This is a genomic window from Streptomyces pactum (assembly GCF_016031615.1).
GTDB classification, from domain to species: Bacteria; Actinomycetota; Actinomycetes; order Streptomycetales; family Streptomycetaceae; genus Streptomyces; species Streptomyces pactus.
Genome location: NZ_JACYXC010000001.1, coordinates 6,023,534 through 6,047,867 on the forward strand (window position 1 = coordinate 6,023,534; position 24,334 = coordinate 6,047,867).

Sequence of the window (24,334 nt, forward strand, 5' to 3'; positions counted from 1 at the left end):
GAACCGGCCGCGACGTCACGGTGCCGCGCCCGCCGGGGCGCCGGAGCCGCCGGCCGCGACGGACGGGTGCGGCGGCGCGGTGGCCGGGACACCGGCCGGGCGCATACGGGCGAACTCCTCGCGCAGCACCGGCACCACCTCCCCGCCGAGGAGGTCGAGCTGCTCCAGCACCGTCTTCAGCGGCAGCCCCGCGTGGTCCATCAGGAACAACTGGCGCTGGTAGTCGCCGACCGCCTCGCGGAAGCCGAGGGTGCGCTCGACGACCTGCTGCGGGGAGCCGACGGTCAGCGGCGTCTGCTCGGTGAAGTCCTCCAGCGAGGGCCCGTGCCCGTAGACGGGGGCGTTGTCGAAGTACGGCCGGAACTCCCGCACCGCGTCCTGGGAGTTCGGCCGCATGAACGCCTGCCCGCCGAGGCCGACGATCGCCTGCTCGGCGGTGCCGTGACCGTAGTGCGCGAACCGCTGCCGGTAGAGCCCGACCATCTGACGGGTGTGGGACATGGGCCAGAAGATGTTGTTGTGGAAGAAACCGTCGCCGTAGTACGCGGCCTGCTCGGCGACCTCCGGGGAGCGGATCGAGCCGTGCCACACGAACGGCGGTACGCCGTCCAGCGGCCGGGGCGTGGAGGTGAAGCCCTGCAGCGGTGTGCGGAACTTCCCCTCCCAGTCCACCACGTCCTCCCGCCACAGCCGGTGGAGGAGCGCGTAGTTCTCGATCGTCAGCGGGATGCCCTGCCGGATGTCCTGGCCGAACCAGGGGTACACCGGGCCGGTGTTGCCGCGGCCCAGCATCAGGTCCATCCGCCCGTCCGCGAGGTGCTGGAGGTAGGCGTAGTCCTCGGCGATCTTCACCGGGTCGTTGGTGGTGATGAGCGTGGTCGAGGTGGACAGGGTGATCCGCTCGGTGCGGGCGGCGAGGTACCCCAGGAGGGTGGTGGGCGACGACGGCACGAAGGGCGGGTTGTGGTGCTCCCCGGTCGCGAAGACGTCCAGCCCCACCTCCTCCGCCTTCAGGGCGATGGCGACGGTCGCCTTGATGCGCTCGTGCTCGCTCGGGGTGCGGCCGGTGGTGGGATCGGTGGTCACATCACCGACCGTGAAGATGCCGAATTGCATGATGGACCACTTCCAGCGTCTGCGTGTTCGGGCGGTACCGGTCCGACGGACCCGGCCGGGTTCCCCTCGGTCTCCCCGCGCCCGCCGGTGCGGCCGTCCGGCCCCCGGCCCGCGTGCGCACCCTCCCACCATGGCACGCGACCCCGTCCGGCGGCATGTCGGAGGTCCCTCGCCCCCCGGGCCCGGCCCCCACCCCGGACGCCGGGCGGGGATCGGGGGGGCGGCACGGCCCGCCGAGGACGGACCCGTGGCCCGGACCGGTGGCCCGGACCCGTGGGCCGCCGGTCCGTGCCGGTACCGCCCGGCCGGGGTACCCGCCCGGCGGGCGCCGCCCGGCGCCGCACCCCGATGCACCCGCTGCCGAAGGGAGCCGTTGCCATGGGAACCCCCGGTGACCTGCCCGCACCCCAGCAGGGCCTGGTCCTCACCCACTTCCTGACCGTGCGTGATGTCGCGGTGTCGAGAAGCTTCTACGCCGAGATCCTCGGCGGCGAGGTGGTCCTGGAGGAGAACCCGGCCATCGTCAAGGTGGCCAACAGCTGGATCATCATGAACCCCGGCGGGGGCCCCACGCCCGACAAGCCCGGTGTCACCCTGGCACCGCCCGAGGAGGGGCGGGCCGAGTCCGGCTTCCTCAACGTCCGGGTCGCCGACATCGCCTCCTTCTACGCCGGTGCCCGGGCCAAGGGCGCCCGGTTCCTCACCGAGCCGCTGGACCGCAAGGCGGAACTGCGCTGCTACCTCCGGGACCCGGACGGCTACCTCATCGAGGTCGGCCAGGCGACCGGCATGCTCCGGGGCGTCTTCGCCGATCCACCGGCCGGACCGTCCGCCGGGCCGGGCTGAATGGGCTGACCGGGCCGACCGGACCGCCGGTGGCCGGTTCGCCCGGCCGGTGCCGGTCGTGGCCGTACCGGCGCGGCGGTGCGCCGGCGCCCGTGCCGCCGCCCGCGGGGCCACCGTGCCGGACGGCCAGGGGCGGCCGGGACGGTCGCGGGCGGTCAGGGGGTGCGCAGCCGGCGGGTGAGATCGGCGAGGTTCAGCAGCAGCTGCCGGATCAGCTTCCCGGCCGTCTCGTCGGTCAGCCGCCCGTCCTCGTCGAACCGCTCGTGCGCGCGGCCGACCAGGACCTCGGGCTGGAGCACCGTGTAACTGCTGTTGTAGGCCAGGGCCTGCCGGAGCTGGACCTGGGCGCGGGCGGTGGCCGTCATCCCCGGGGTCGCCCCCATGATCGCCACCGGCTTGTCCTGGAGTGCCGACGAGCGCGGCGGGCGGGAGGCCCAGTCCAGGGCGTTCTTGAGCACCCCGGGGATGCCCTGCTGGTACTCCGGGGTGGCGATCAGCAGCGCGTCCGCGTCCGCGATCGCGCGCTTGAAGGCGGCGACCGGCTCCGGGTCGCCGCGCTCCTCCACGTCGTAGTTGTAGAGCGGGATGTCCTTGAGGTCGAAGACGCCGATGCTCATCCGCTCGGGCGCGAGCTCCCGGGCGGCCTCCAGCAGCATGCGGTTGTACGAGCCGGTGCGCAGACTGCCCGCGAATCCGAGCACGCGTGTGGCGCCACCGTCCATGTGTTCCTCCCGTTCGCGGCGCCCGGGCCGCCGGCCACCGTGCGCGCGCACCGTGCCGGTGTCCCGGGGCGGGCGGGCCCGGCACCGGTTGCCGCCGGGGACCCGCGGACGAACCCCCCGCGGACTTCACAGGATGGCCCGGCCCGCCGCGGGGCGCCACCACGGGCGCCCCTCCGGGCCCGGCGCGGGCCGGGGCAAGGGGCCTGGACCGCTCCGGGCGGGGCGGCCGCCGGACCGGTCCCCGGGCGGGCGCCTGCCGGGACCCCGTCCGGCCCGTCCGGCGGCGACCGGAGCCGGGAGCGGCGCGCGGAGTTCGCCGTTACGCTGGGACGAGTTCGTCCGGGGCCCCGAAGGGACGCCCGGCGCGCCACCCACCCGGCGCCGCACAGCCGCCCGGGACGCGGCCCCGGGCCGTCCGCCGGGAGCGCCGAAGACAGCGGAACGGTGAGCAGGATGACGAAACTGGCGATCATCAGCGGCGGCCTGCGGGAGCCGTCCTCGACCCGGCTCCTGGCCAACCGCCTCGAAGGCGCGGTCCGCGGCGAACTGGAGGGCCTGGGCCACAGCGTCGGGACGAGCTTCGTGGAACTGCGCCCGCTGGGCCACGCCGTCATGGACGCGATGCTGTCGGGATTCCCCTCCGCGCCCCTTGAGGAAGCGTTCGAGACGGTCGCCGGCGCCGACGGCGTCATCGCGGTCACCCCGGCCTTCAACGCCTCCTTCAGCGGGCTGTTCAAGTCCTTCTTCGACGTGCTGCCGGAGGCCACGCTGGCCGACATGCCGGTGCTCATCGCCGCCACCGGCGGCACCGAGCGGCACTCCCTGGTGCTGGAGCACGCCCTGCGGCCGATGTTCTCCTATCTGCACGCGATCGTCTCCCCGCGCGGTGTGTACGCCGCGACCAGTGACTTCGGCTCCGAGGAGGCCCGCCCGGGCGGCGCCCTCCAGGACCGCGTGAAGGCCGCGTCGGCCGACTACGCCCGGCTGGTCCAGGGGTGCGGGAGCCGCCGGCGGCGTGACCCCTTCACCGCCGACCTGGTGTCGATGGACCAGCTGCTGGGCGACTCCTGACGCCCCGGCGGTGGCCGGCGCAGCGGGACGGCGCCGAGGCAGGTGCGCCGGAGGTACCCGCCGACGGCCGGCCCCGCCGCGCCGACGCCGAAGCGGCCGGTACGCCACGGCGCGTCTCCGGCCCCGCCGTGGAGTCCCCGGCAGCGGGCGCCGCCGGGACGGCCGGCCGGCGCGGACCCGCCGGTCCTGGCGCCCCGGCCCGGCCCGCGGTCGCCCGGAGGCCGGGAGCCGCCCTCCCGCCGAGGACCCGCCGCACCACCGGCCCGCCGTGCCAGAATGAGGCCGCCGCCCGCCCCTTCCCAGCCACCGAGGTCGTCCGTGCCCGAGTCCGCCGCCCGCGAGCCCCGGCGGAGCCACGCGCGGTCCAACCGGGCCCGCATCCTGGCCACCGCGCGCAGGGAGCTGGGCCGGAACCCCGACATCACCCTGGAGGAGCTGGCCCGGGCCTCCGGCGTCGTGCGGCGCACCCTCTTCGGCCACTTCCCGGGCCGCGCGGCGCTGCTGGAGGCGCTCGCCGAGGAGGCGTCGGACACCTTGCGGCGCGCGGTGGCGGCCGGTTCCCGGCCCGCGGAGCCCGCCGAGCGGGCCCTGGCGCACCTCACCCTGGCCACCTGGCCGGTCGGGGACCGCTACCGGCTGCTGCTGGCCCTGGCCCGGCACGACCTGGGCGCCGAACGCGTGGCCGAGATCCTCCGGCCGGCCCGTGACGAGGTCACGGCCATCCTGGCGCGGGGGCAGCGGGACGGTGTCTTCCCCGCCCACCTGCCGCCCGCGGCGCTGAGCGCCGGCCTGGAGGCGATGGTGGTGGCCCTCCTGGAAGCGGTCAACAACGGCGCGCTGGAGGACGACGGCACCCGGGCCGCCGTCGCCACGCTGGTCGCCGCCGGGGTGGCGGAGCCACGGGCGCGTGCCGTGGTCGAGGACGTCGCCGGCGCGGCCACCGGCGAGCCCGTCGCGGCCCAGGCAGCCCCCGCCGCCGGGGCCGCCGACGCGGGCTGAGCCCCGCTCCCACGGACCGACCCGCCCGGCCCACCGGTACGAGTCGCCGACGGGCGACCGCACGCCGTGCCCCGGCCGGCCGCGGGCCCCACCTCGCCGGCAGCCCGCATCCGACACACGAACGGCCGCGCCCCGCCCGGCGAACAGCCCTCGCCCGGGAACGGCGCTCGCCCCGGTTCCGCCGGGCCTTCCGGCGCTCGCGGACGAGCCGCGCCCGGCGAACGGCCCTCCCGCCCCGGTTCCGCCGGGCCCTCTCCGGTGCCCACGAACGGCCCCTTCCGCCGCACCGCGACGGCCCCGCCCGCAGGGGCGCATCCCCGGTGGGGCCGTGCTCTGATGCCAGGAGGGGCGCACCCGGACCCGCACGACGGCGGGACCGGCCGCCCGCAGCGGTGCCCCGGAACCGACCCCGTACGGCCCATGGGACGGCCCCCGTACGGCCGCCGGGACCGCCCCCGCCCCGCACGTGGGCCTCCGCCGCACCGCGAACGCCCCCGCAGCGGGGGAGGAGCCCGCCCGGAGGCACCGCGGCCGGGAGTGCGACGGCGCCCCCACCCCGGGAAAGAGGCAGCCCACGGGAATATTTGCCCAACGATGGGCAAGAAAAGAAGCTGCACATCGACGGGCGAACGCATCTCGCTAGGAGTCTCCGGTGCCCTTCCTCGCACGCACACCTGTGGATCAGACCACCGGGCCGTACCCACGGCGCTGGTGGGCGCTGACCGTCCTCTGCCTGAGTCTGCTGATCGTGGTCATGGCGAACACATCGCTGATCGTGGCCGCGCCCGACATGACCGACGACCTGGGGCTGTCCGGCAGGGACCTGCAGTGGGTGATCGACGCCTACACCGTCCCGTACGCGGCGCTGATGCTGGTCCTGGGGTCGATCGGGGACAAGTACAGCCGCCGGGGCGCGCTCGTCACCGGTCTGGTGATCTTCGCGGGCGGTTCGGTGCTGGGAAGCCTGGTGGGGGAGACCGCGCTCGTCATCGCCTCCCGGGCGGTGATGGGCGTGGGTGCCGCCGTCGTCATGCCCGCCACCCTCTCGCTGCTGGTGGCGATCTTCCCCCGGCGGGAGCGGGCGCGGGCCATCACGGTCTGGACCGCCACCTCGGGCCTCGCCATCGCCGTCGGGCCGCTGGTCGCCGGGTGGCTGCTGGAGGACCACGCCTGGGGGTCCACCTTCCTGATCAACGTCCCGGTCGCGGTCGCCGCCGTCATCGGCGCCCTGGCCCTGGTCCCGCCGTCCCGGGCCGAGGGGATGGGCCGGATCGACCTCGTGGGCGGGCTGCTGTCCATCGTCTCCGTCGGCTGCCTGGTCTACGCGGCCATCGAGGGCCCGCACTTCGGCTGGGGCCCCGGGCCGGTCACCGCCGCCGTGGTCGCCGGCGCCGGCCTGCCGGCCTTCGTGGCCTGGGAGCTGAGGCACCCCCACCCCATGCTCCAGGTGCGCATGTTCCGGCGGCGTCCGTTCAGCGGGGCCATGCTGGCGGTGCTGTTCTTCTTCTTCGGCACCTTCGGCGCGATCTACTACGCCACCCAGTTCCTCCAGTTCGTCCTCGGGTACGACCCGCTGGAGACCGGCGTACGGCTGCTGCCGCTGGCCGGAGCCGTCTTCCTGGGCGCCGCGGTCACCGGGCGGCTGACCCCGCGGCTGGGCATGAAGCCGATGGTGACGGCCGGCATGGTGATCGGCACCGCCGGCGTCCTGCTGCTCACCCGGGTGGACGCGGACTCCGGCTACACGGACTTCCTGGCCCCGATGCTGCTGCTGGGCTTCGCCATCGGCCTGAGCGTCTCCCCGGCCACCGACACCATCATGGGCTCCTTCCCGGAGGCGGAGCTGGGCGTGGGCGGCGGCGCCAACGACACCTCCATGGAGCTGGGCGGCTCCCTCGGGATCGCGATCCTCGGCTCGCTGCTCGGCACCGCCTACGAGGACAAACTGACCGCCCTCTCCGGCGGCCGTCTCCCGGCCGCCGCGCTGGAGACCGCCAGGGAATCGGTGGGCGGCGGCCTCGCGGTCGCCGAGCAACTGGCGCGGAAACCGTCCGCCGGCCCCCGGCAGGCCCAGGCCCTGACCGACGCGGTGCACGAGGCGTTCGCCCACAGCGTCGCCCGGACCAGCCTCATCGGCGGCCTCGTGATGGCCGCCGGCACGCTCCTCGTCCTCCTCGTGCTGCCCCGGCGCGGGTCCGCCGGCCGCCACCGTCAGCAGGAGCCGGCACCGTCGGCGCGGGACGCGGAGAACGGCGACGCGCGGAACGGCGGCGTGCGGAACGGCGACGCGGCGCGCTGAACCACCGGCCCCCACCGGCCCCGCGCGGGCCCACCGGCCCTCGGTCCGGCGGCACCCGCCACCCACCGGCCCCGGACGACGGCGCCCGCCGTCCGGGGCCGCCCGCCGTCCGGGGCCGGTCCGTCCGCGGCGCACCTCACCGGCCCGCCACCGTCACCGGCCGGTGGCGCAGCGCCCAGGCCGCGGCCAGTGCCGCACACGGCGCCGCGACCAGGAAGCCCCCCGCGGACACCAGGGCGAGGGGGCGCCAGGGCACGGTCAGCGGCGCGTCGACGGAGAGCACGGCCAGACCGGCGTGCATGGTGCCCAGCTGGACGGCCGTCACCGCACAGCCCAGCACCGCGCCGACCGCCACCACCAGCACCGACTCGGCGGTCACCAGCCGGATCACCTGCGCCCGGGTGGCGCCGGCCAGGCGCAGCAGGGCCAGTTCACGGCGCCGGTCGGCGGTCGACATCACCAGGGTGTTGGCGAGCGCGATGCCGGTGTAGGTGAGGGCGAGCCCGAGCACCAGGACGGTCCGCAGCCAGGCGACGCGGCTCGCGGCCGGGTCGGTCGCGGCCAGCCACTCCTCCCGGGTGGCGAGGGTGGTGCCGAACCGGTGCGCGGCGACGCGGAGCCGGTCGGGCGTGGTGCCGTCGGCCGCCGCGGTGAGCTTGATGTCGAGGCGGTCGACCCGGGCGCCGGGGGCGTTGCGGGCGGTGACGTACAACCCGTTGTCCGCCAGGCCGTCCCGCAGCACGGCGGCCACCCGCAGGGTGGTCCGGCTGCCGTCCGCGCGCACCACCTCGACCGGGGCGCCGGGACGGGTCGCGCCCCACTCGCGGGGCAGCACGATGGCGCCGTCGTCCAGCGCCGACAGCGACCCGGCGGCCACCGGCAGCCGGGTGGTCGCCGCGAGGGCGGCCGGCTCGGCGGTCCGGGCCTCCGACCTGACCACCGTGCCGTCCGCCTCCACCACCGACAGCGCGGTCGGCGCGGTGGGGGAGACGGTGACCCCCGGGACGGCGCGCAGCGCGGTGGTGAGCGCGCCGGCGGACGCGGCGTCCGGTACCGCGACGAAGTCCGCGGCGGTCCGGGCCCGGGCCTCGGCGGTGCGGGCCGCGCCCACCGTCCCCAGCGCCCCGGCCAGCGAGCCCGCCAGCGCCACCGACACCAGCACCGGCGCGGCGACGGCACCGGTACGGCGCACCGCGGCCCGGGCGCTTCCCCCCACCAGCCGCCCGGCGTACCCGGTCCAGCGGGCCGGCAGCCGGGTGACCAGGCCCAGCAGCGGGCGGGCCAGCACCGGGGCGAGCAGCCCGCAGGCGCAGATCAGCACCATCGGCCGCACCGTGTAGGTCTTGCGGCGCAGCAGCTCGGCGGGCTCGGTGACCAGGGACATGACGACCAGGACGGCGGCGGTCAGCAGCAGCCCCAGCCCCCAGAACCAGCGGCCCGCGGTCATCACCCCGGTGTCGAGGTCCGCGGTGCGCAGCGCGTCCAGCGGGCCCACCCGGCCCGCGCGGCGGGCCGCCACCGCCGCGCCGCCCAGGGCCACCAGCAGCCCCGTCCAGAACGCGGCGTGCAGCGGCCACTGCTGCTGCCCGAGCGTGATCCCGGGCGGCGCCATGCCGACCTCGCCGAGCCGGCGGACCAGGTGCGGGGCCGCGATCCGGCCGAGCACGCAACCAGTGGCGGAGGCCACCACCCCCAGCAGCAGGGCCTCGATGAGCACGGTGCGGCGGACCTGGGCGGAGGTGGCCCCGGCCAGACGCAGCAGGCCCAGTTCGCGCCGGCGCTGCGCCACCGCGTACGAGAAGGTGGAGGCGATGACGAACGCCGACACGAAGGCGCTCACCCCGCCGGCCGTGCCCAGCGCCGACACCAGCGAGACCACCTCCTCACTGCCGGGCAGCCCCATCGCGGTGGCCAGCCCGAGCAGCATCACGGTCATCATCGCGACCCCGAGCGCCAGGGCGGTGAACGCTCCGATGAGCGAGACCCAGCGGGCGCGGAGGGACTTCCAGGCGATCGGCAACATCCTCATGCCGCAAGCCAACCGGCCGGGCGCCGGGAGATCAGTGGGGCCCGGGTCACTGTCGAAGGTAGAGCCCGCCCTACCGCGCGACGGGGGAGTGGTGCCTAGGGTGGGCGCCGGCGAAGCACCCGGCGGGAACGGGCCGGGAGCGGCTCGGCGGTCGGCCGGGGGACAGGAGGGGACCGATGGGCGGGAACGGTGTCCGGCACGCGCTGCGGCGCCCGGAGTTCCTGCGCACGGCGCTCCCGTGGCGGGCGGCGGGCTACCTGCTGGTGACCGGGGTGTCCGGGGTGCTGCTGTGCGTGGGGCTGCTGCTGGCGGTGGTGGTCGCCGGGGTGCTGGCGGTGGTGCTGGTGGGACTGCCGCTGCTGGCGGCGCTGGCCCTGTCGGGGGTGGGGTACGCCCGGTGGGAACGGTGGCTGCTGCGGCTGCCGGACGGCACGCGGGTGGCCGATCCGCACCACGTCCCGGACCGCCCCGGGCTGTCGGCCTGGGTACGGCTGCGCTACCGGGAGCCGGCCACCTGGCGGGAGCTGGGCTTCACGGTGCTGGCGGCCTTCCTGCTGTGGCCGGTGGACCTGATCGTGGTCGCGTGCGCGCTGGGGGTGCCGGCCTGTCTGCTGGCGGCACTGCCGATGCTGCTCCTGGACGGCGAGCAGGTGCACGTGCTGAAACTGTGGGAGGTCCACTCCCCGGCGGTGGCGGGCGCGCTGGGACTGGCCGCGCCGGTGTTGCTGGCGCTGGCCGCGTACCCGCTGACGGTGGTGGCGGCGGGCCGGGCGGCCCTGGCCCGGCTGCTGCTGTCCCCCGGCGGGCAGGAGCTGAGGATCGGTGAACTGGTCAGCTCCCGGGCCCGGCTGGTGGACGCCTTCGAGGCGGAGCGGCGCCGGATCGAGCGCGACCTGCACGACGGCGCCCAGCAGCGGCTGGTGGCCCTGTCCATGACGCTGGGGCTGGCCCGGCTGGACGCCCCGCCGGGCAGCCCGCTCGCCGCCCAGCTGACCGCCGCGCAACGGCAGGCGGGCGAGGCGCTCGCCGAACTGCGGGAGCTGATCAACGGCATCCATCCGCAGGTGCTCACCGACCGCGGCCTGCCGGACGCCTGCGCGGACGCCGCCGACCGCTCACCGGTGCCCGTCGAGGTCCGCTTCGACCTGCCCGGACGACTGCCGCCGGCGGTCGAGTCGGCCGGTTACTTCGCGGTCTGTGAGGCGCTGGCCAACGTCGCCCGGCACAGCGGTGCCACCGCCGCCCGGGTCGAGGGCCGCTACGCTGACGGGCTGTTGACGATCGACGTGTCGGACGACGGGTCCGGCGGCGCCGACCCGGCGGGCGGCACCGGACTGACCGGGCTGGCCGACCGGGTGGCGGTGGTGGACGGCGCCCTGACCGTCGACAGCCCGGCCGGCGGCCCGACCCTGCTGCGCGTGGAGATCCCTTGCACCCCACTGAGCCCGACCCGCTCCGCATAGTCCTGGCCGAGGACGGCGTGCTGCTGCGCGAGGGGCTGATCGGCCTGCTCGCCCGCTTCGGCCACCGGGTGGTGGCCGCGGTCGGCGACGCCGACGCCCTGCACGCCGCCGTCGATACGCACACCCCGGACCTGGTCATCACCGATGTGCGGATGCCGCCCGGCCAGACGGACGAGGGGCTGCGCGCGGCCGTCGCCCTGCGCGAGCGGCGGCCCGGCCTGCCGGTGCTGGTCCTCAGCCAGTACGTCCAGCGCTCCTACGCCGCCGACATGCTGGACTCCGGGGACGGCTCGGGCGTCGGCTACCTGCTGAAGGACCGGATCGGCCAGATCGACGACTTCCTCACGGCGGTCGCCACGGTGGCGGCCGGGGGCACCGTGGTGGACCCGGAGGTGGTCCGCCAGCTGCTGCGCCGCCGCCGCGACCCGCTGGAGCGGCTGACCCCGCGCGAGCGGGAGGTGCTGGCGCTGATGGCCGAGGGCCGGTCCAACGCGGCGATCTGCCGCGAACTGGTGGTGTCCGAGGCCGCGGTGAGCAAGCACATCGGCAACATCCTGATGAAGCTGGACCTGCCCCCGGCCGAGGAGACCCACCGCCGGGTGATGGCGGTGCTGGAGTTCCTCCGCGCCTGAAGCAGCCCCCGCGCCCGAACCGGCCTTCGGCGCCCGAACCCGTCCTGCGGGCCTGACCCGCCCCCGCACCTGAAGCGGCCCTCGGCGCCGGGCTGCTCGGCTCCCGCGCCGCCCGCTCCGGTGCCGCGGTCCGTCCCGGTGCCGGGCCGGAGGTCCAGGTGCCGCCGGCTCCTCCTGCCCGGCGGCACCGGGCCCGCCGGGCCGCGGAGCGCGCGCCCTCCGTGCCGCACGACCGCACACCGGCCCCGGAACGGGACCACCGGCCGTGCCGGATCGCCGACCCGCCGCCCCGCAAAGGCGCGGACCTGCCGACCCGCTGAGGCGCCGAACCGCAAAGACGCGGAGGCGCGGTGCGGATCACCCGGGGGAGACCTTGCGGACGGTGGTGTCGTCCGGACCCACCAGCCGCCCGTCGGCGGCGCGCACCTCCAACGGGCGCAGGCCGCACCCCTGTTCGCGGTCGACCAGCCGCGAGTGCGGCTCGTCCGGACCGAAGAAGTACTCCTCGCCCCACTGGCGCAGCGCCACGACGACCGGGAAGAGCGCCCGGCCCTTCGCGGTCAGGACGTACTCGCGGTAGGCGCTGCCGTCCGAGGCGGGGACGGACTCCAGCACACCGCCGGCGACCAGGGTGCGCAACCGCGCGGTGAGGATGTTCTTCGCCACGCCGAGGCTGCGCTGGAACTCCCCGAAGCGCCGGCTTCCGTCGAAGGCGTCCCGCACGATCAGCAGGGACCACCAGTCGCCGATCGCGTCCACCGAGCGGGCGACGGGACACGGGCTGTCGTCCAGGCGCGTTCTGGTCACCATGGCGTCCTCACTCTCCTGATGGTTGCAACATGCTACCAAGACGGTCTAGCGTCGCCGTCATCACTCACTGGTAGCAACTTGAAACCATGCACCCCTAGGAGCGCCGATGCCCGGCGACCGTGACGCCGCGACCCGACCGACCCCCGCCCCGTCCTCCCGCCCCCGGAACCGGCCCCCGACCGCTGCCCCCGGAAGCGGCTCCGGAAGCGGCTCCGGCCCCGGTCCCGGGTCCGCCCCCGGCATCCGCCCGCCCCCCGGCCCCGGCCGGGGAAGGCGCCGCGTTCGTCCTGTCCCGCGGTGTCGTCGCCCTGTTCGCGGTCGCCTGCGGGGCCGCGGTGGCCAACGTCTACTTCTCCCAGCCGCTCCTGGTGACCATCGGCCAGGACCTGTCGATGAGCCCGGCACTCGTCGGCGCGGTCGTCACGCTCACCCACGCCGGCTACGGCCTGGGGCTGTTCCTCCTGGTGCCGCTGGGCGACGTGACCGACCGCCGGCGGCTCGTCGTGGCCCAGCTGCTCCTGCTCGTCGTGGCGCTGGCGGTGGTGGCCACCGCCCCGACCGCCACGGTCCTGCTGGCGGGCATGGCCGCGACGGGTCTGTGCGCGGTCGTCACCCAGACGCTGGTGGCCTTCGCGACCTCCCTGGCCCCGCCGGCCGGTCGCGGCCGGGTCGTCGGACTGGTCACCAGCGGGGTGGTCGTCGGCATCCTGCTCGCCCGCACCGCGTCCGGCGTGCTGGCCGACCTCGCCGGCTGGCGCTCCGTCTACCTCGCCTCGGCGTCGCTCACCGCCGTACTCGCCCTGGTCCTGTACCGGGTGCTGCCGCACCACGGCGGCACCCCGCCCACGCCGCTGCGCTACGGGCGGCTCCTGGGCTCCACGGTCGCCCTGTTCGCACGGGAACCGCTGCTGCGCCTGCGGGCCCTGTTCGGCCTGCTGGTCTTCGCCGCCTTCAGCACCCTGTGGAGCAGCGTCGCGCTGCCGCTCAGCGAGGCCCCGTACCACCTGTCCCACAGCGCGATCGGAGCCCTCGGGCTGATCGGCGCGGCCGGCGCCCTGGCCGCGACCGCGGCGGGCCGGCTCAACGACCGCGGGCTCTCCCGGCAGACCACCGGCACCGCCCTGGCCCTGCTCACCGTCTCCTGGCTGCCGCTGGCCTTCACCCGTGACTCGTTCGCGGCCCTGATCGCCGGGGTGGTCCTGCTCGACCTCGCCGTGCAGGCGGTGCACGTCACCAACCAGACGCTGATCTACGCGCTCCACCCGGACGCGGGCAGCCGTCTGATCGGCGGCTACATGATCTGCTACGCCGTCGGCAGCGCGACCGGTGCCATCGCCGCGACCGCCCTGTACGCGGCCGCCGGCTGGGGCGCGGTGTGCGCCCTGGGCGCCGGGGTCCGGGGACGTGCCCGCCGCGGTGGCCGCCCTGCCGGCTTGGGCGCCCTGCCATGCTGGGCGCCATGGCGATTCTCGACGGAAGGCCGGTGTCCGCGGCCGACGTGCTCCCGCTCGCGCTGACGAACCTGGGCCACTTCACCACCCTGCGCGTCGAGGCGGACGGCGGGGTGCGCGGCCTGGCGCTGCACATGGAACGCCTGGTGCGGGACTGCGCGACGGTGTGGGGAGCGGACCTGGACACCGGGCGCGTCCGCGCGTACGTCCGGCAGGGACTGGAGGGGCACCCCCGCCCCTGCGTGGTCCGGGTCACGGTCTACGACCCGGCGGCGGACATCGGACACCCCGCGGCCGCCGGCGAGCCGCGCGTCCTGGTGACCGTGCGGCCGGCCGGCGCGCTGCCCCCGCCACCGCTGCGGGTCAGGACCGTGGTGTACGAGCGCGACCTGCCCGAGGTGAAGCACACCGGCCTCTTCGGCGCCCTGCACGCCCGGGCGGCGGCCCAGCGGGCCGGCTACGACGACGCCCTGTTCGTCGGCCGGGACGGACTGGTCTCCGAGGGCGTCACCTGGAACGTCGGGTTCGTCGACCGGGAGGGCACGGTGGTGTGGCCCCAGGCCCCGGTGCTGCCCGGCGTCACCATGACCCTGCTCCGCCGGCACGCCGCCCACCGCTCCACCACCGTCACCCCTCAGCAGGCCGCCGGCATGGCCGCGGCGTTCGCCACGAACGCCGGCATCGGCGTCCGTCCGCTGTCGGCGATCGACGGCACCGGGTTCCCCGCCGGCCACCCGGTCCTCGCGCGGCTCCAGGAGACCTACGCCGCCATTCCCGGAGAGATCCCGTAGCGCGGGCCCCGGGCCGGGGTGACCGTCCGGAGTGAATGAGACCGCCGCTTTCGCCGCCCTTCGCGAACGCCTGATGAATTCATCCCGCCCGTATGTGATCGGTGCGTTAAGTGCGACAAGAATGAGTTTTCACGACGGTCCCGGCGGGCCGAACGGCGTTCCCCGCGGGGTAGTTTCGTCGCGGGCGCCGGAAGGAGCGCCCGCCCGGGGGCGTGCGTCACCACGGCCCCGGGGACGACCGGACCCGAGGAATTCCGTATGTGCGAGCCCGTTCGCCGAGGGCGCCGGCAGCTGCCCCCCGAGCGCATGCACCGTACCAGTCTCAACTTCTCTCCCGTAGGGCTCAACCGTGCCCGGGGCGGCCGCCCGACGGCCGGGCCGGGCGCCCTGATCGCCGCCCTGATCCTGCTCCGGGCGCTCGTCACGGACACCGCCGCGGCACGGCCGGGTCCGCCCGCGTCCTGAGCGTGCCCCGCCCCGTCCGGCCCGCCGGAGGGCACGTCACCCAGGGGTCCCGGCACGCCGCGGCCCGGGTGGGCCCGCCCCGTGCCACCACGGTGCGGGGCGCCGCCGGTGCCGCCACGACCCGTGGCACCGCGCCACCAGGACGCGTCGCACGGTCCCGCAGGCCCGAGGAGCGCCTCATGTCCGCCACCCCTCGATCGAGTGTGCCGCCCGGCGGCGTCCGCCGTCACCCGCCCGTGCCGGCCGCACCCGCCGCCATCGCGAAGCTGGGGCTGAGCGCCTTCGCCGAGCGGAACCAGCCCCGTTACACCCGCTACGCCCGTGTCCGTCTCGGCGGAACCGCCGCGGCACGGGACGTGGTACGCGCCACCCTCGACTTCGCCCGCGCCGACTGGCACCGGCTGCTGAGCCGGCCCAGTCCCGCCGCGGACATCTGGGCCGAACTCCACCGCCAGATCGACCGCCACCGTGACGGGCACCCGCCCCCGGACGAAGACGTGACCGCCCTGTACCGGGCACTGCCACGGACCGGCGCCGACAGCGTGCTGCTGTGCCGCCGGCTCGGGCTGGGAACGTCCGAGGCGGCCGAACTCATGGGACGGGAGCCGCCCGCCGTCGAAGCCGCCCTCGCCGCCGCCCGCCGGGCGCTGCCCCATCTCGTCGACAAGGGAGCGCGCTGACCGGCCTTTCACACCCCCGCGCACACCCCCGCGCGTAATCCTGCGAACGCGGCGCTCGGCTCCGCGGCTTTTCGCCACCCTGCGCCACCCTTCACCCTTTCCGGCGGTGGTGGCGGTGTGCGGCGCGCTCCTAAGATGGGCCACTCGACGTTGGCCGTGGCAGGACTGGCGAGGGGGCGCGTCCGTTGCAGGAGACAAACCGTGTGGTGGACCTGTCGGTGCCGAGCGCCGCACGGATGTACGACTGGCTCCTGGGCGGCAGCAACAACTTCGAAGTCGACCAGGAAGCCTGCGAGATGCTCCTGGAGGTCGCGCCCACCACACGTGAGCTGGCGCTGAACAACCGCTGGTTCCTCCAGCGCGTCGTCCGGGTCCTGGCCGAGGAACACGGCATCCGGCAGTTCATCGATTTCGGCTCCGGACTGCCGACCCAGCGCAACGTCCATCAGATCGCCCAGGAGACCGACCCCGGGGCCCGTGTCGTCTACATCGACAACGACCCCGTCGTCCTGGCGCTCGGCCGGTCGCTCCTCGACGAGAACGACAACACCGCCATCCTGCCCTTCGACATGACGGACACCGAAGGGATCTTCGCGCACCCGGACCTGAAGCGGCTCATCGACTTCACCGAGCCCGTGGCCGCACTGTTCATCTCCGTCCTGCACTGCCTGCCCGACAGCGCCGGGCCCGGGCAGCTGGTGCGGCGCGTCGTGGACCGGCTGGTGCCCGACAGCTTCGTCGTCGTGTGCCAGCTCGTCAGCGACGACCCGAAGGTCCGGGACGACGTCACCGAACTCATGCGGGTCCAGACCCACGGCAACTGGGGGCGGGTGCGCGAGGAGTCGGACGTCCGGGAGATCTTCTCGGGCCTCGTCGTGGAGGAGCCGGGGCTGGTCGATGTGACCGACTGGCGGCCCGACTCCGATCTCCAGCAGCGCCGGCGCAGCATCGAGTGGACGGAGTACGGCGGGCTGGGACGGGTCCCGCACCGTGCGCGGTGACCGGGACGGGCGCGGCTAGGAGTAACGGCTGATGGCCTCGTCCAGCATGCGCCGGCTCTCGGCGGGTGACGCACACGCTTCGCCCTGGATGCGCAGCAGCAGTTGCAGGTGGCGCTCGAAGTGGTTCTCCCGGGGGGTCGGTGGCCGCTCCGGGCTCCGGGCGCGCCGGGGAGGCGGGGTGAAGTAGTCGGCCTTCTCGTACCCCTCGACGTAGACGAGGTCGGGCAGGCCGCCACGTCCGAACTGGAGCTGTGCCATGGAGCCCGCCATCGAGCCCGCGTTCCCCGCGATGAAGCGGTCGAACAGCACGAACCGGATGACGATGTGCGGCAGGTCGGTCAGCTCGCGCAAGCGCACCAGCTGCCCGCGCATCACCTCGTCCGGTCCCACCCGCCGTATCAGGACGGACTCGTCCATCAGGAAGACGCACCGGGGCGGATCGGCCTGACCGAGCACCCGCTCCTGACGTTCCAGCCGCTGGGCGAGACGCCGCTCCGCCTCCGGCCCGCGCCACTCCGTCAGGTGCAGGCCGGTGCGGATGATGTGGGCGGCGTACTCCGGGGTCTGCAGCAGCCCCGACACCAGCCGCACGTCGTAGGACGTGATGTGGATGGCCATCGACTCCAGGCCGAGCAGCCGGCGGAGGTGGTCCGGGGTGCAGTCCTCGAACCGGTGCTGGAACCACTCCGGTTCCTCGGTACGCGCGAGCATCATCAGCAGCCCGTCGCGGGTGGCGGAGTCCGGGCCGAGGAGCCCGATCACGGACTCGACCGTCCGCCGCATCGGCGTGGTGTCCGCGTTCTCCAGCCGGTTGATGGTGGCGGCCGAGACATGAATCCGGCCCGCCAGATCCTTCTGGGTCAGCCCGGCGCGCTCGCGCAGATCCTTCACCGCGCGACCGAGCATGATGTTCGCCGCCGTGGGAGTCCAGTCCGGCCCGGACGGCCGGGCCGGACGGACCACCGCATTCGAGTCCGAGAACACGTTCACCCCTTCACGGGACTGCCATATACGCATGATGGCATGTCCGGGAGGCGAAATGAGGCTCGAACTTTGTTTCGAGGATCAGGAGTTGGCGGTGATGAGGATGTCGAACTCGCCGTTCTTCGCGCCGTCGAGGAAGGCCGCCATCTCGCCGGCGGTGAAGACCAGCGCCGGACCCGTCGGATCGGTCGAGTTCCGCAGGGCCACGCCCCCGTGCGGGAGCCTCAGCGCCTCGACGCACATGCCGTTGGCCTCGCTCTTGCGGCTCTTCATCCAGGCGCCCGGGATGAGGCCGGCAGGCATTCCGTTGGTGAACTCCCGCATGGGTGGAACTCCCTCTCTGTTCGATATCCCCACGTGCTCGGATTTCTGTGCGCGACCGTCCGGAACCCGCAGGCAGAAGAGCGCTGAAATCCCGCCATGAAATTTCATGGACGGTGTGCAGAGAATGCTAACCGTCCGAATTCGAACAGTGCTGTCACGCGAAAGAGTGGAATCACCGGCTCGTCCGTCCGGGGCCGCCCCGGACGCTCCCGGCGGCCCCCGCCGTCACCGGCCCCGGCGCCCTCCCGGCCCGGACCGGTCAGCCGAGTGCGAGCATCGCCTCGGCGACCTCTCCCACCGCCGGGCCCGGGATCGCGGTGGCGGCCCGGTCGAGGACGAGCAGCCGCGCGCCGGGGATCTCACGCGCGAGCGCCTCGCCGTTGCCGACGGGGAAGAAGCGGTTCCGGCGGCCGTGGACCACGAGCGCGGGGAGCTCGATCTCCGGCAGCCGCTCGCGCCAGCGGGGTGTGCAGTCGAGCTTGGAGAACACCAGGCCCAGCTGGTTGGCCAGCTGGACCGGTGGCGCGGTGCCGGGGGTGCGGTCCCAGATCCGCGCGGCGGTGGCGCGTGCGGCGGCGGGGTCGTCGCCGAGGACCTCCGCGCCACCGGCGGCGAACTCCGCGACCGCCTCGCGGTCGGCCCAGTCGGGCATCGGACGTGCGAACAGCCGGCCCATCGTCGCCGGGTCGTGGTCGGGGAGGTCGTCGTCGGTCGGGCCGGGGGCGACCGGCCGGGTGCCGATCAGGGTGAGCGCCGAGAAGGCGGCCGGGTGGTCGAGGGCGGCCACCTGGGCGACCATTCCGCCCACGCCGATCCCCGCCAGGTGCGCGGGCCCTGCGCCGAGCGCGCCGGCCAGGGCCGCCGCGTCGGCCGCGAGGTCGCGCAGGGTGTAGGCGGGCGCCTCCGGATCGGTCGTCGTGGACCTCCCGCTGTCGCGGAGGTCGTAGCGCACCACCCGGCGCCCGCCGGCGGCGAGGCGCTCGCAGAGCGCGTCGGGCCAGGAGAGCATCGTCGTCCCGCCCACGAGCAGGACGAGCGGCGCGTCGTCGTCCCCGAACGCTTCGATGCCCAAGGTGATCTCACCGGCGCCGGCGGCGAAGCCGTCGAGGGAGACCGCGATGTCCGTGCTGATTCCCGTCATGCCAGGACAGACCCGGTCCGCCGCCCGAACTCATCGCTCCCGCGTGAGAAAACCGGTGGGCCGGCGCGCGCGGTCCCCGGCGGTGCGGCGGGCGCGCGCCCCCGGCACCGGTGCGCTGCCGGCGGGGGTCCTCGTCCCGGTCGCCGCCCCGCCATCCTCCGCCGGGGCTCCGTGATCCCTCGGGACTCCTCACCGCCGAGCCGGCGGTGCCGCGCGCAACGGGTACCGCACCCCGGTGAGTTCCTCCGACAGGACCCACAACCGGTGGGCGGTCCGGGCGTCGCGGAGGGCGCGTTCCCGGCTGCGGAGGACGGGCTCGCCGCGGAGCTGGAACGGCCCGTCGGGCACGACGTAGCTCCCGCCCGGCAGATGGGGAACGGTCGCGGCGTACAGGGAGGTCTTGGCACCCTCCGGTGTGGGGCGGAAGGCTATGCGCAGGAGCAGGCGGGTGAGGACCTGGTACGCGCGGCCCCGGGTGCCGTGGGCGCCGCCGGTGAGCACGTTGGAGCGCGTGAGTCCGGGCGCGACGGCCATACTGCGCAGCCTCAGTCCGGAGGCGTCGGCCCTCCGCTGCAGTTCCCGGGCGAAGTAGAGATTGGCCCGCTTGGACTGCACATAGGCGAACGCCGCCCGGTAGCGGCGCTCGGCATCGAGGTTGGTCAGGTCGAACCGGGCGAAGCGCTGGCCCTCGCTGCTGACCGTGACCACGCGCGGGTCGGACGCGGCCGACAGATGAGGCAGGAGGAGGCCGGTGAGCGCGAACGTGCCGAGGTGGTTGATGCCGAACTGGGACTCGAAGCCGTCGGCGGTCCGGGAGAACGGCACCATGGCCACGCCGGCGTTGTTGACCAGGAGGTCGAGCCGGTCGTGGCTCCAGCTCCCGGCGAAACCGCGGACCGACGTCAGGTCGGCGAGGTCGAGCAGGCGCAGCTCGGCGCGGGCACCGGGTACCTCGGTCCGCAGCCGCTCCACCGCTGCCCGCCCGCGCTCGTGGCTGCGGCAGGCGAGGACGACATGGGCGCCGCGGCGGGCGAGTTCGCGTGCGGTGACGTATCCGATGCCGCTGTTGGCGCCGGTGACGACCACCACGCGTCCCGACTGGTCGGGGATGGCATCGGGCGTCCAGCTCATGCGCGGAACCCTTCGCGGCGCGCGTGTGCGGCCCGACGGCCGATCGCGTGGGGGCCGTACGCGGCTGTGTCGTCGTGGCCGGACGGCGGGCCTGGGGCGGCCGTCCTGGAGTCAGGCGTCATCGGGACCTCGATCCGTGGGTCGGGAATGCGGTCCGCAACAGCCCGACCGCATTGCAACTCAGCGTTGCGATAGCCTGATGCTGTCGCATGATCCGCATCAACGCAACACGGAGTTGCAATGGAGTCTGTCGAACCGTCTGTCGAACCGTCCCCACGGCGTGCCCCCGCTGTCGGGCGCGGCAGGAAGATGCGCGCCGCCGTGCTGGAGGCGACCATCGCCGAGCTCACGGAGACGGGGTATGCGGCTCTGACCGTGGAGGGCGTCGCCCGGCGGGCCGGCGTGCACAAGACGACGATCTACCGCAACTGGACGGACTCCGACGGACTCGTCGCCGACGCGCTGGCCGGCCACTTCGCCGCGGACATCCCGATCCCCGACACCGGGGCGGTGGAGAGCGACCTGCGCGCACTGGCCCGCTCCCTCGTGGCCACCATGACCACGCGAGCCGGCCGGGCCCTGCTGGCCGCGGTCCTCTCGGACGCCGTACGCGTCCCCCGGCTCGCCGAGGTCAAGCACGCGCTCTTCAACGACCGGTTCCGGCGGGCGGAACCCGTGGTCACCCGAGCCGTCGAGCGCGGGGAACTGCCCGCGGACACCGACCCGGCCGAACTCCTCAAGGCCCTCGCCGCGCCGATCTACTTCCGCCTGGTGTTCACCGGCGAGCCGGTCGACGAGGCGACCGCGGACCGGGCGGTGAACGTCGCCCTGGCCGCCGCGCACGCCGGCGCCCTGTCGGCGAGGTGACCGCGGGCCGCGCGGCGCCGGCCTCTCAGCGCCCCACCGGCCGGCCGGGGACGCCTCCGCCGCCGGATGACGCGGCGGTGGCCGGCGCCGGTCCACGGCGCGAAGCCCTCGCACGCTCCGGCCCTGCCTCGCCGCCGCCGGCACCGGCCGGCGAAGGGGCGCGCCGGGTGAGGCCCCGCAGCTCGGCGGTGCCTCCGTGCCCGTACACCGGCGGTCGGCGGCGGGCCCCGGAGCAGGGCCCGCCGCCGGATCGGCCGGACGGTCTCAGTTCCACGGGTCGGTGAACGACCGGCCCGGCACCGGCTTGGCGGTGAGCGCCACCGGGATGAAGAAGTTGACCTGGCCGATCGCGAACATCAGCGTGGCGAGCGCCTTGGCCTCGTAGTGCCCGGCCACCTCGGCGTACAGCTCGTCGGGGACCCGCTCGCCGTGCGCGGACGGCTGGAGCACCGCTTCCACCAGCGCCAGCGCGGCCCGCTCGGCGCCGGTGAAGTACGGCGAGTCCTGCCAGGAGGCCACGGACGTGATCCGCTCCTCCGACTGCCCGGCCTTGCGCAGGAAGCCGGTGTGCAGGACGGTCAGATAGGTGCTGCCCACGATCTGGCCGGCGCGAAGCTGGACCAGGCTGATGGTGGAACGGGGCACCGAGCCGTTGCCGGTGACCCTGAACAGCGCCGCCGAGACCTCCGCCAGCTCCGGCACCAACTGCGCCGGGTCCTCGGTCATCCGGGGAGCCATCGGGACCTCTGCCGTGATCGAACGCGTTTCCATCGCCGCCTCCTTGGGGCTTCCGTGTTGCTCTCACTGCCCTGACGGATCGCGGTGGGGAGATGTGACCGGGGGAAGCGATCGATTTCGTCTCCGCTTTTTCCGGGTGGAGCGCGGGCGCCGGTTCAGGTCGCGTTCCCGCTGCGGCGGGCGTAGGCACGGGCGGCGCGGGCGCGGTCGCCGCAGCGGGTGGAACACCAGTGGCGCCGGCCGTGGGTGCGCAGCAGGAACCGGTCGCAGGGTGCGGAGCCGCAGACGGCGAGGAGGCCCCCGTCGGGACCGGTGAGCAGATCGGCGGCGTCGGCGGCGAGGGTCGCGAGCGCGTGGCCGACGGCCTGGTCGGTGGGGTGTGCCTGGACGCGGCGCGGCCCTTGCGTGCCGTCCCAGGCGAGCAGGGGTGCGGTGGGCACGGCGATCAGCGCGTCGTTCACGGCACCCAGGGATTCCGCGGGCGGGGCGGTGCCCTCCACGCGCGCGGTGAACAGGGCGCGCACGTGGACGCGGAGCGCGCGCATCCGCCGGGTGCACACGTCGTACAGCTGGATGTCCGGGGTGGTCAGGTCGTGGACGGCGAGCCAGCGCATGGCGGACGCGGGTACGGCGAGCAGGTCGTAGCTGTGCCCGGCCGGGAGCGTCGCGGTGGTGTCGGCGAAGTCCAGGGACCGGTACCGGTCGGCGCCCGGCGCCGGGGGAAGGGCGGTCTTCGCGAGGTCGTCGGCCGGGGTCTGCTTCATGCCTCTCATGGTAGTCCTTGCGTTTTTCCGTGAGCTCGGCTTAGCTTGGCATCACGGAAAACACGGAGCCTTTCCGTGAGAAATGAGGTTGGCGAGATGTCCCAGCACGACACCGCGCAGTTCCCGGTCCGGGTCTTCGGCGGCCCCACCGCCCTGTTCGAGTACGGCGGCCTGCGCTTCCTGACCGACCCGACCTTCGACGGGCCGGGCGAGTACGGGGCACCGGGGCGGCCGGGCCTGAAGAAGACCGCCCCGCCCGCCGGCAGCCCGGCCGACCTCGGCCGCCTCGACGTGGTCCTGCTCTCGCACGACGAGCACGCCGACAACCTCGACACCTCCGGCCGCGCCCTGCTCGCCGACGTTCCCCTCACCCTCACCACGCCCGCCGGCGGACAGCGGCTGGGCGACGGGGCCAAGGGCCTGGCGGACTGGGAGTCGGTCGAGCTGGACCGCCCCGGCGGCGGCACGGTCACGGTCACCGGGGTGCCCGCCATCCACGGGCCCGGCGCCCGCGAGGACGTCGAGCCGATCACCGGCCAGGTCGTCGGCTTCGTCCTCACGGGTGACGGCCTGCCCACCGTCTACGTCAGCGGCGACAACGCCTCCCTGGACGCCGTCAAGGAGATCGCCGAGCGGTTCGCCCCGGTGGACACCGCCATCCTCTTCGCCGGCGCCCCCCGCATCCCCGTGCTCTACGGCGGCGAGCCCCTCGTCCTGGACAGCGCCCAGGCCGCCGAGGCCGCCCGCATCCTCGGTGCCCGCCGGGTCGTCCCCGTCCACCACGACAGCTGGGCCCACTTCACCGAGGGCCGCGACGACCTCGAAGCCGCCTTCACCGCCGCCGGCCTCGCCGACCGCCTCGACCCCGACTGGCGGCAGCGGGCCTGAGCCCGCCGGTCCGCCGGTGCGCCGGCGGACCGTGGACGCCGCTGCCGGTCCGCAACCCACCGGGCGGGCCAAGGGCAGCCGCCTGCCGCCGACCGCAGCCGCAGGAACCCGGCGCGCCCGCAGCGCACGCGCTCTTCCTCCTACGCGAGACCGCCCCCGGCGTGCGCGGGGACCACATGCCTTCGAGCTCGCCGGTATCGATCTGGAGGGGACCACCCCCGCGTGCGCGGGGACCACCAGATGGAGACCCTGCCGGAGGCCATGCAGGCGGGACCACCACCGCGTGCGCGGGGACCACCGGGCCGTCCGGGGGTTCAATGGCCCTCACGCGGACCACCCCCGCGTGCGCGGGGACCACGACCGCCTCCCAGAGCACGGCCAGGGCCACCCGGGACCACCCCCGCGTGCGCGGGGACCACCCCTGCCCACCCTGGACCAGGAGGTGGACCAGGGGACCACCCCCGCGTGCGCGGGGACCACTCCAGCACCTGCCGCGCGTACTGCATCAACTGGGGACCACCCCCGCGTGCGCGGGGACCACGACCCCGGATTGGAAACAATTGTTTCTGATCCGGGACCACCCCCGCGTGCGCGGGGACCACCTCCAGGAACGCGTTCTGATCGTCCCCGTTGCCGGGACCACCCCCGCGTGCGCGGGGACCACTGGCGCCGCTCGTCCTGGAGCGCGTTGGCCGCGGGACCACCCCCGCGTGCGCGGGGACCACCGGATGACCGGTCGGCCCGGGACCCGCGCGGTGGGACCACCCCCGCGTGCGCGGGGACCACCCGCTCTGGGCAGGGACCGTGGGCGGCTCAGGGGGACCACCCCCGCGTGCGCGGGGACCACGAGGCGGAGCGGGCGGTTCTCGGCGCGATGCTGGGACCACCCCCGCGTGCGCGGGGACCACACATGCGACTCCACTCCGCCCGCTGAGTCCACGGGACCACCCCCGCGTGCGCGGGGACCACTCCGATTCCCGCCAAGACCGGTGCCCGGCTCAAGGACCACCCCCGCGTGCGCGGGGACCACATCAAGGGCGACATCGGCCCCCTGAGCGACTGGGGACCACCCCCGCGTGCGCGGGGACCACGACAGCGTCGGCGACAAGATCACCCCCGGGG

Annotated in this window: 23 protein-coding genes and 1 CRISPR repeat array (1 of these 24 only partly in view); of the genes, 13 read left to right on the forward strand and 10 right to left on the reverse strand. The window is 75.1% G+C overall.

From position 1 onward, the window contains the following. Nucleotides 1-15: 15 nt before the first annotated feature. On the reverse strand, nucleotides 16-1,116 hold the full coding sequence (locus tag IHE55_RS23690; protein WP_197990870.1) for an LLM class flavin-dependent oxidoreductase: 1,101 nt from the start codon (nucleotides 1,114-1,116) through the stop codon (nucleotides 16-18). A 378-nt stretch (nucleotides 1,117-1,494) separates the two neighbouring features. Here IHE55_RS23690 and IHE55_RS23695 point away from each other — a divergent pair, with 378 nt between their 5' ends. After that, the gene (locus tag IHE55_RS23695) at nucleotides 1,495-1,962 is read left to right on the forward strand and encodes a VOC family protein (protein WP_197990871.1); all 468 of its coding nucleotides are present in this window, start codon (nucleotides 1,495-1,497) and stop codon (nucleotides 1,960-1,962) included. A 155-nt stretch (nucleotides 1,963-2,117) separates the two neighbouring features. Here IHE55_RS23695 and IHE55_RS23700 read toward each other — a convergent pair whose 3' ends face one another. Continuing rightward, nucleotides 2,118-2,663: an NADPH-dependent FMN reductase gene (locus IHE55_RS23700; RefSeq protein WP_197990872.1), complete on the reverse strand. Its 546-nt coding sequence runs from the start codon at nucleotides 2,661-2,663 to the stop codon at nucleotides 2,118-2,120. A 474-nt stretch (nucleotides 2,664-3,137) separates the two neighbouring features. Between IHE55_RS23700 and IHE55_RS23705 the strand changes: the two genes are divergently transcribed. From IHE55_RS23705 to IHE55_RS23715, 3 genes are all read left to right on the forward strand, one after another. Next, on the forward strand, nucleotides 3,138-3,755 hold the full coding sequence (locus IHE55_RS23705) for a CE1759 family FMN reductase (RefSeq protein ID WP_197990873.1): 618 nt from the start codon (nucleotides 3,138-3,140) through the stop codon (nucleotides 3,753-3,755). Nucleotides 3,756-4,073: 318 nt separating this feature from the next. Continuing rightward, nucleotides 4,074-4,754 carry a TetR/AcrR family transcriptional regulator gene (locus IHE55_RS23710; RefSeq protein ID WP_197990874.1) on the forward strand — a complete coding sequence of 227 codons (681 nt, stop codon included), beginning with the start codon at nucleotides 4,074-4,076 and terminating at the stop codon, nucleotides 4,752-4,754. 652 nt (nucleotides 4,755-5,406) lie between these two features. After that, the gene (locus tag IHE55_RS23715; RefSeq protein WP_197990875.1) at nucleotides 5,407-7,053 is read left to right on the forward strand and encodes an MFS transporter; all 1,647 of its coding nucleotides are present in this window, start codon (nucleotides 5,407-5,409) and stop codon (nucleotides 7,051-7,053) included. Nucleotides 7,054-7,189: 136 nt separating this feature from the next. Here the strand turns inward: IHE55_RS23715 and IHE55_RS23720 are convergent, their stop codons facing one another. Next, the gene (locus IHE55_RS23720; RefSeq protein ID WP_269671501.1) at nucleotides 7,190-9,082 is read right to left on the reverse strand and encodes an FtsX-like permease family protein; all 1,893 of its coding nucleotides are present in this window, start codon (nucleotides 9,080-9,082) and stop codon (nucleotides 7,190-7,192) included. A gap of 176 nt (nucleotides 9,083-9,258) precedes the next feature. On the opposite strand from IHE55_RS23720, the gene IHE55_RS23725 reads away from it, so the two are divergent. Then, nucleotides 9,259-10,545 carry a sensor histidine kinase gene (locus IHE55_RS23725; protein ID WP_197990876.1) on the forward strand — a complete coding sequence of 429 codons (1,287 nt, stop codon included), beginning with the start codon at nucleotides 9,259-9,261 and terminating at the stop codon, nucleotides 10,543-10,545. After that, nucleotides 10,512-11,177 (forward strand): response regulator, encoded by a 666-nt coding sequence (locus IHE55_RS23730; RefSeq protein ID WP_197990877.1) that lies wholly within the window; start codon nucleotides 10,512-10,514, stop codon nucleotides 11,175-11,177. Before IHE55_RS23725 ends, IHE55_RS23730 begins: the two co-directional genes overlap by 34 nt. Before the next feature lie 357 nt (nucleotides 11,178-11,534). Here IHE55_RS23730 and IHE55_RS23735 read toward each other — a convergent pair whose 3' ends face one another. Continuing rightward, complete coding sequence (locus IHE55_RS23735) at nucleotides 11,535-11,987, reverse strand: winged helix-turn-helix transcriptional regulator (RefSeq protein WP_197990878.1); 453 nt, start codon at nucleotides 11,985-11,987, stop codon at nucleotides 11,535-11,537. 287 nt (nucleotides 11,988-12,274) lie between these two features. On the opposite strand from IHE55_RS23735, the gene IHE55_RS23740 reads away from it, so the two are divergent. The 5 genes from IHE55_RS23740 (at nucleotide 12,275) to IHE55_RS23760 (ending at nucleotide 16,375) form a co-directional block, all read left to right on the forward strand. Then, the gene (locus tag IHE55_RS23740) at nucleotides 12,275-13,504 is read left to right on the forward strand and encodes an MFS transporter (RefSeq protein WP_232266748.1); all 1,230 of its coding nucleotides are present in this window, start codon (nucleotides 12,275-12,277) and stop codon (nucleotides 13,502-13,504) included. After that, nucleotides 13,447-14,229, forward strand: a complete 783-nt coding sequence (locus IHE55_RS23745) for an aminotransferase class IV (protein ID WP_197990879.1) — start codon at nucleotides 13,447-13,449, stop codon at nucleotides 14,227-14,229. The genes IHE55_RS23740 and IHE55_RS23745 overlap by 58 nt, the downstream gene beginning before the upstream one ends. 258 nt (nucleotides 14,230-14,487) lie before the next feature. Next, nucleotides 14,488-14,694: a hypothetical protein gene (locus tag IHE55_RS23750; protein WP_197990880.1), complete on the forward strand. Its 207-nt coding sequence runs from the start codon at nucleotides 14,488-14,490 to the stop codon at nucleotides 14,692-14,694. 179 nt (nucleotides 14,695-14,873) lie between these two features. Beyond that, on the forward strand, nucleotides 14,874-15,374 hold the full coding sequence (locus IHE55_RS23755) for a hypothetical protein (RefSeq protein ID WP_197990881.1): 501 nt from the start codon (nucleotides 14,874-14,876) through the stop codon (nucleotides 15,372-15,374). Between the two features lie 185 nt (nucleotides 15,375-15,559). Next, nucleotides 15,560-16,375 carry an SAM-dependent methyltransferase gene (locus IHE55_RS23760; RefSeq protein ID WP_197990882.1) on the forward strand — a complete coding sequence of 272 codons (816 nt, stop codon included), beginning with the start codon at nucleotides 15,560-15,562 and terminating at the stop codon, nucleotides 16,373-16,375. Nucleotides 16,376-16,390: 15 nt separating this feature from the next. On the opposite strand, the gene IHE55_RS23765 is transcribed toward IHE55_RS23760, so the two are convergent. The 4 genes from IHE55_RS23765 to IHE55_RS23780 form a co-directional block, all read right to left on the reverse strand. Continuing rightward, nucleotides 16,391-17,359, reverse strand: a complete 969-nt coding sequence (locus tag IHE55_RS23765; RefSeq protein ID WP_197990883.1) for a helix-turn-helix domain-containing protein — start codon at nucleotides 17,357-17,359, stop codon at nucleotides 16,391-16,393. Nucleotides 17,360-17,440: 81 nt separating this feature from the next. Then, nucleotides 17,441-17,683 carry a DUF397 domain-containing protein gene (locus IHE55_RS23770; RefSeq protein WP_197990884.1) on the reverse strand — a complete coding sequence of 81 codons (243 nt, stop codon included), beginning with the start codon at nucleotides 17,681-17,683 and terminating at the stop codon, nucleotides 17,441-17,443. Between the two features lie 259 nt (nucleotides 17,684-17,942). Continuing rightward, nucleotides 17,943-18,824, reverse strand: coding sequence for an alpha/beta fold hydrolase (locus tag IHE55_RS23775; RefSeq protein ID WP_197990885.1), 882 nt, complete (start codon nucleotides 18,822-18,824; stop codon nucleotides 17,943-17,945). A 189-nt stretch (nucleotides 18,825-19,013) separates the two neighbouring features. After that, nucleotides 19,014-19,955 (reverse strand): oxidoreductase, encoded by a 942-nt coding sequence (locus IHE55_RS23780; RefSeq protein ID WP_197990886.1) that lies wholly within the window; start codon nucleotides 19,953-19,955, stop codon nucleotides 19,014-19,016. A gap of 240 nt (nucleotides 19,956-20,195) precedes the next feature. On the opposite strand from IHE55_RS23780, the gene IHE55_RS23785 reads away from it, so the two are divergent. Further along, a complete protein-coding gene (locus IHE55_RS23785; protein ID WP_232265676.1) occupies nucleotides 20,196-20,822 on the forward strand; it encodes a TetR/AcrR family transcriptional regulator in 627 nt (208 codons plus the stop codon). A gap of 264 nt (nucleotides 20,823-21,086) precedes the next feature. On the opposite strand, the gene IHE55_RS23790 is transcribed toward IHE55_RS23785, so the two are convergent. Further along, nucleotides 21,087-21,593 carry a carboxymuconolactone decarboxylase family protein gene (locus IHE55_RS23790; protein WP_197990887.1) on the reverse strand — a complete coding sequence of 169 codons (507 nt, stop codon included), beginning with the start codon at nucleotides 21,591-21,593 and terminating at the stop codon, nucleotides 21,087-21,089. A 122-nt stretch (nucleotides 21,594-21,715) separates the two neighbouring features. After that, nucleotides 21,716-22,324, reverse strand: coding sequence for an ABATE domain-containing protein (locus IHE55_RS23795; RefSeq protein ID WP_197990888.1), 609 nt, complete (start codon nucleotides 22,322-22,324; stop codon nucleotides 21,716-21,718). Nucleotides 22,325-22,420: 96 nt separating this feature from the next. On the opposite strand from IHE55_RS23795, the gene IHE55_RS23800 reads away from it, so the two are divergent. After that, complete coding sequence (locus IHE55_RS23800; protein WP_197992203.1) at nucleotides 22,421-23,212, forward strand: MBL fold metallo-hydrolase; 792 nt, start codon at nucleotides 22,421-22,423, stop codon at nucleotides 23,210-23,212. Between the two features lie 208 nt (nucleotides 23,213-23,420). After that, a CRISPR array of direct repeats spans nucleotides 23,421-24,334; the repeat unit is 29 nt; unit sequence GGGACCACCCCCGCGTGCGCGGGGACCAC; it runs 519 nt beyond the window's last position.

Bases quoted from the DNA above. Each gene is read 5' to 3' on its own strand.
- IHE55_RS23690 (WP_197990870.1), bottom strand. From the start codon at position 1,116: ATGCAATTCGGCATCTTCACGGTCGGTGATGTGACCACCGATCCCACC.
- IHE55_RS23695 (WP_197990871.1), top strand. From the start codon at position 1,495: ATGGGAACCCCCGGTGACCTGCCCGCACCCCAGCAGGGCCTGGTCCTC.
- IHE55_RS23705 (WP_197990873.1), top strand. From the start codon at position 3,138: ATGACGAAACTGGCGATCATCAGCGGCGGCCTGCGGGAGCCGTCCTCG.
- IHE55_RS23720 (WP_269671501.1), bottom strand. From the start codon at position 9,082: ATGAGGATGTTGCCGATCGCCTGGAAGTCCCTCCGCGCCCGCTGGGTC.
- IHE55_RS23725 (WP_197990876.1), top strand. From the start codon at position 9,259: ATGGGCGGGAACGGTGTCCGGCACGCGCTGCGGCGCCCGGAGTTCCTG.
- IHE55_RS23735 (WP_197990878.1), bottom strand. From the start codon at position 11,987: ATGGTGACCAGAACGCGCCTGGACGACAGCCCGTGTCCCGTCGCCCGC.
- IHE55_RS23745 (WP_197990879.1), top strand. From the start codon at position 13,447: ATGGCGATTCTCGACGGAAGGCCGGTGTCCGCGGCCGACGTGCTCCCG.
- IHE55_RS23750 (WP_197990880.1), top strand. From the start codon at position 14,488: ATGTGCGAGCCCGTTCGCCGAGGGCGCCGGCAGCTGCCCCCCGAGCGC.
- IHE55_RS23755 (WP_197990881.1), top strand. From the start codon at position 14,874: ATGTCCGCCACCCCTCGATCGAGTGTGCCGCCCGGCGGCGTCCGCCGT.
- IHE55_RS23770 (WP_197990884.1), bottom strand. From the start codon at position 17,683: ATGCGGGAGTTCACCAACGGAATGCCTGCCGGCCTCATCCCGGGCGCC.
- IHE55_RS23775 (WP_197990885.1), bottom strand. From the start codon at position 18,824: ATGACGGGAATCAGCACGGACATCGCGGTCTCCCTCGACGGCTTCGCC.
- IHE55_RS23780 (WP_197990886.1), bottom strand. From the start codon at position 19,955: ATGAGCTGGACGCCCGATGCCATCCCCGACCAGTCGGGACGCGTGGTG.
- IHE55_RS23785 (WP_232265676.1), top strand. From the start codon at position 20,196: ATGGAGTCTGTCGAACCGTCTGTCGAACCGTCCCCACGGCGTGCCCCC.
- IHE55_RS23790 (WP_197990887.1), bottom strand. From the start codon at position 21,593: ATGGAAACGCGTTCGATCACGGCAGAGGTCCCGATGGCTCCCCGGATG.
- IHE55_RS23795 (WP_197990888.1), bottom strand. From the start codon at position 22,324: ATGAAGCAGACCCCGGCCGACGACCTCGCGAAGACCGCCCTTCCCCCG.
- IHE55_RS23800 (WP_197992203.1), top strand. From the start codon at position 22,421: ATGTCCCAGCACGACACCGCGCAGTTCCCGGTCCGGGTCTTCGGCGGC.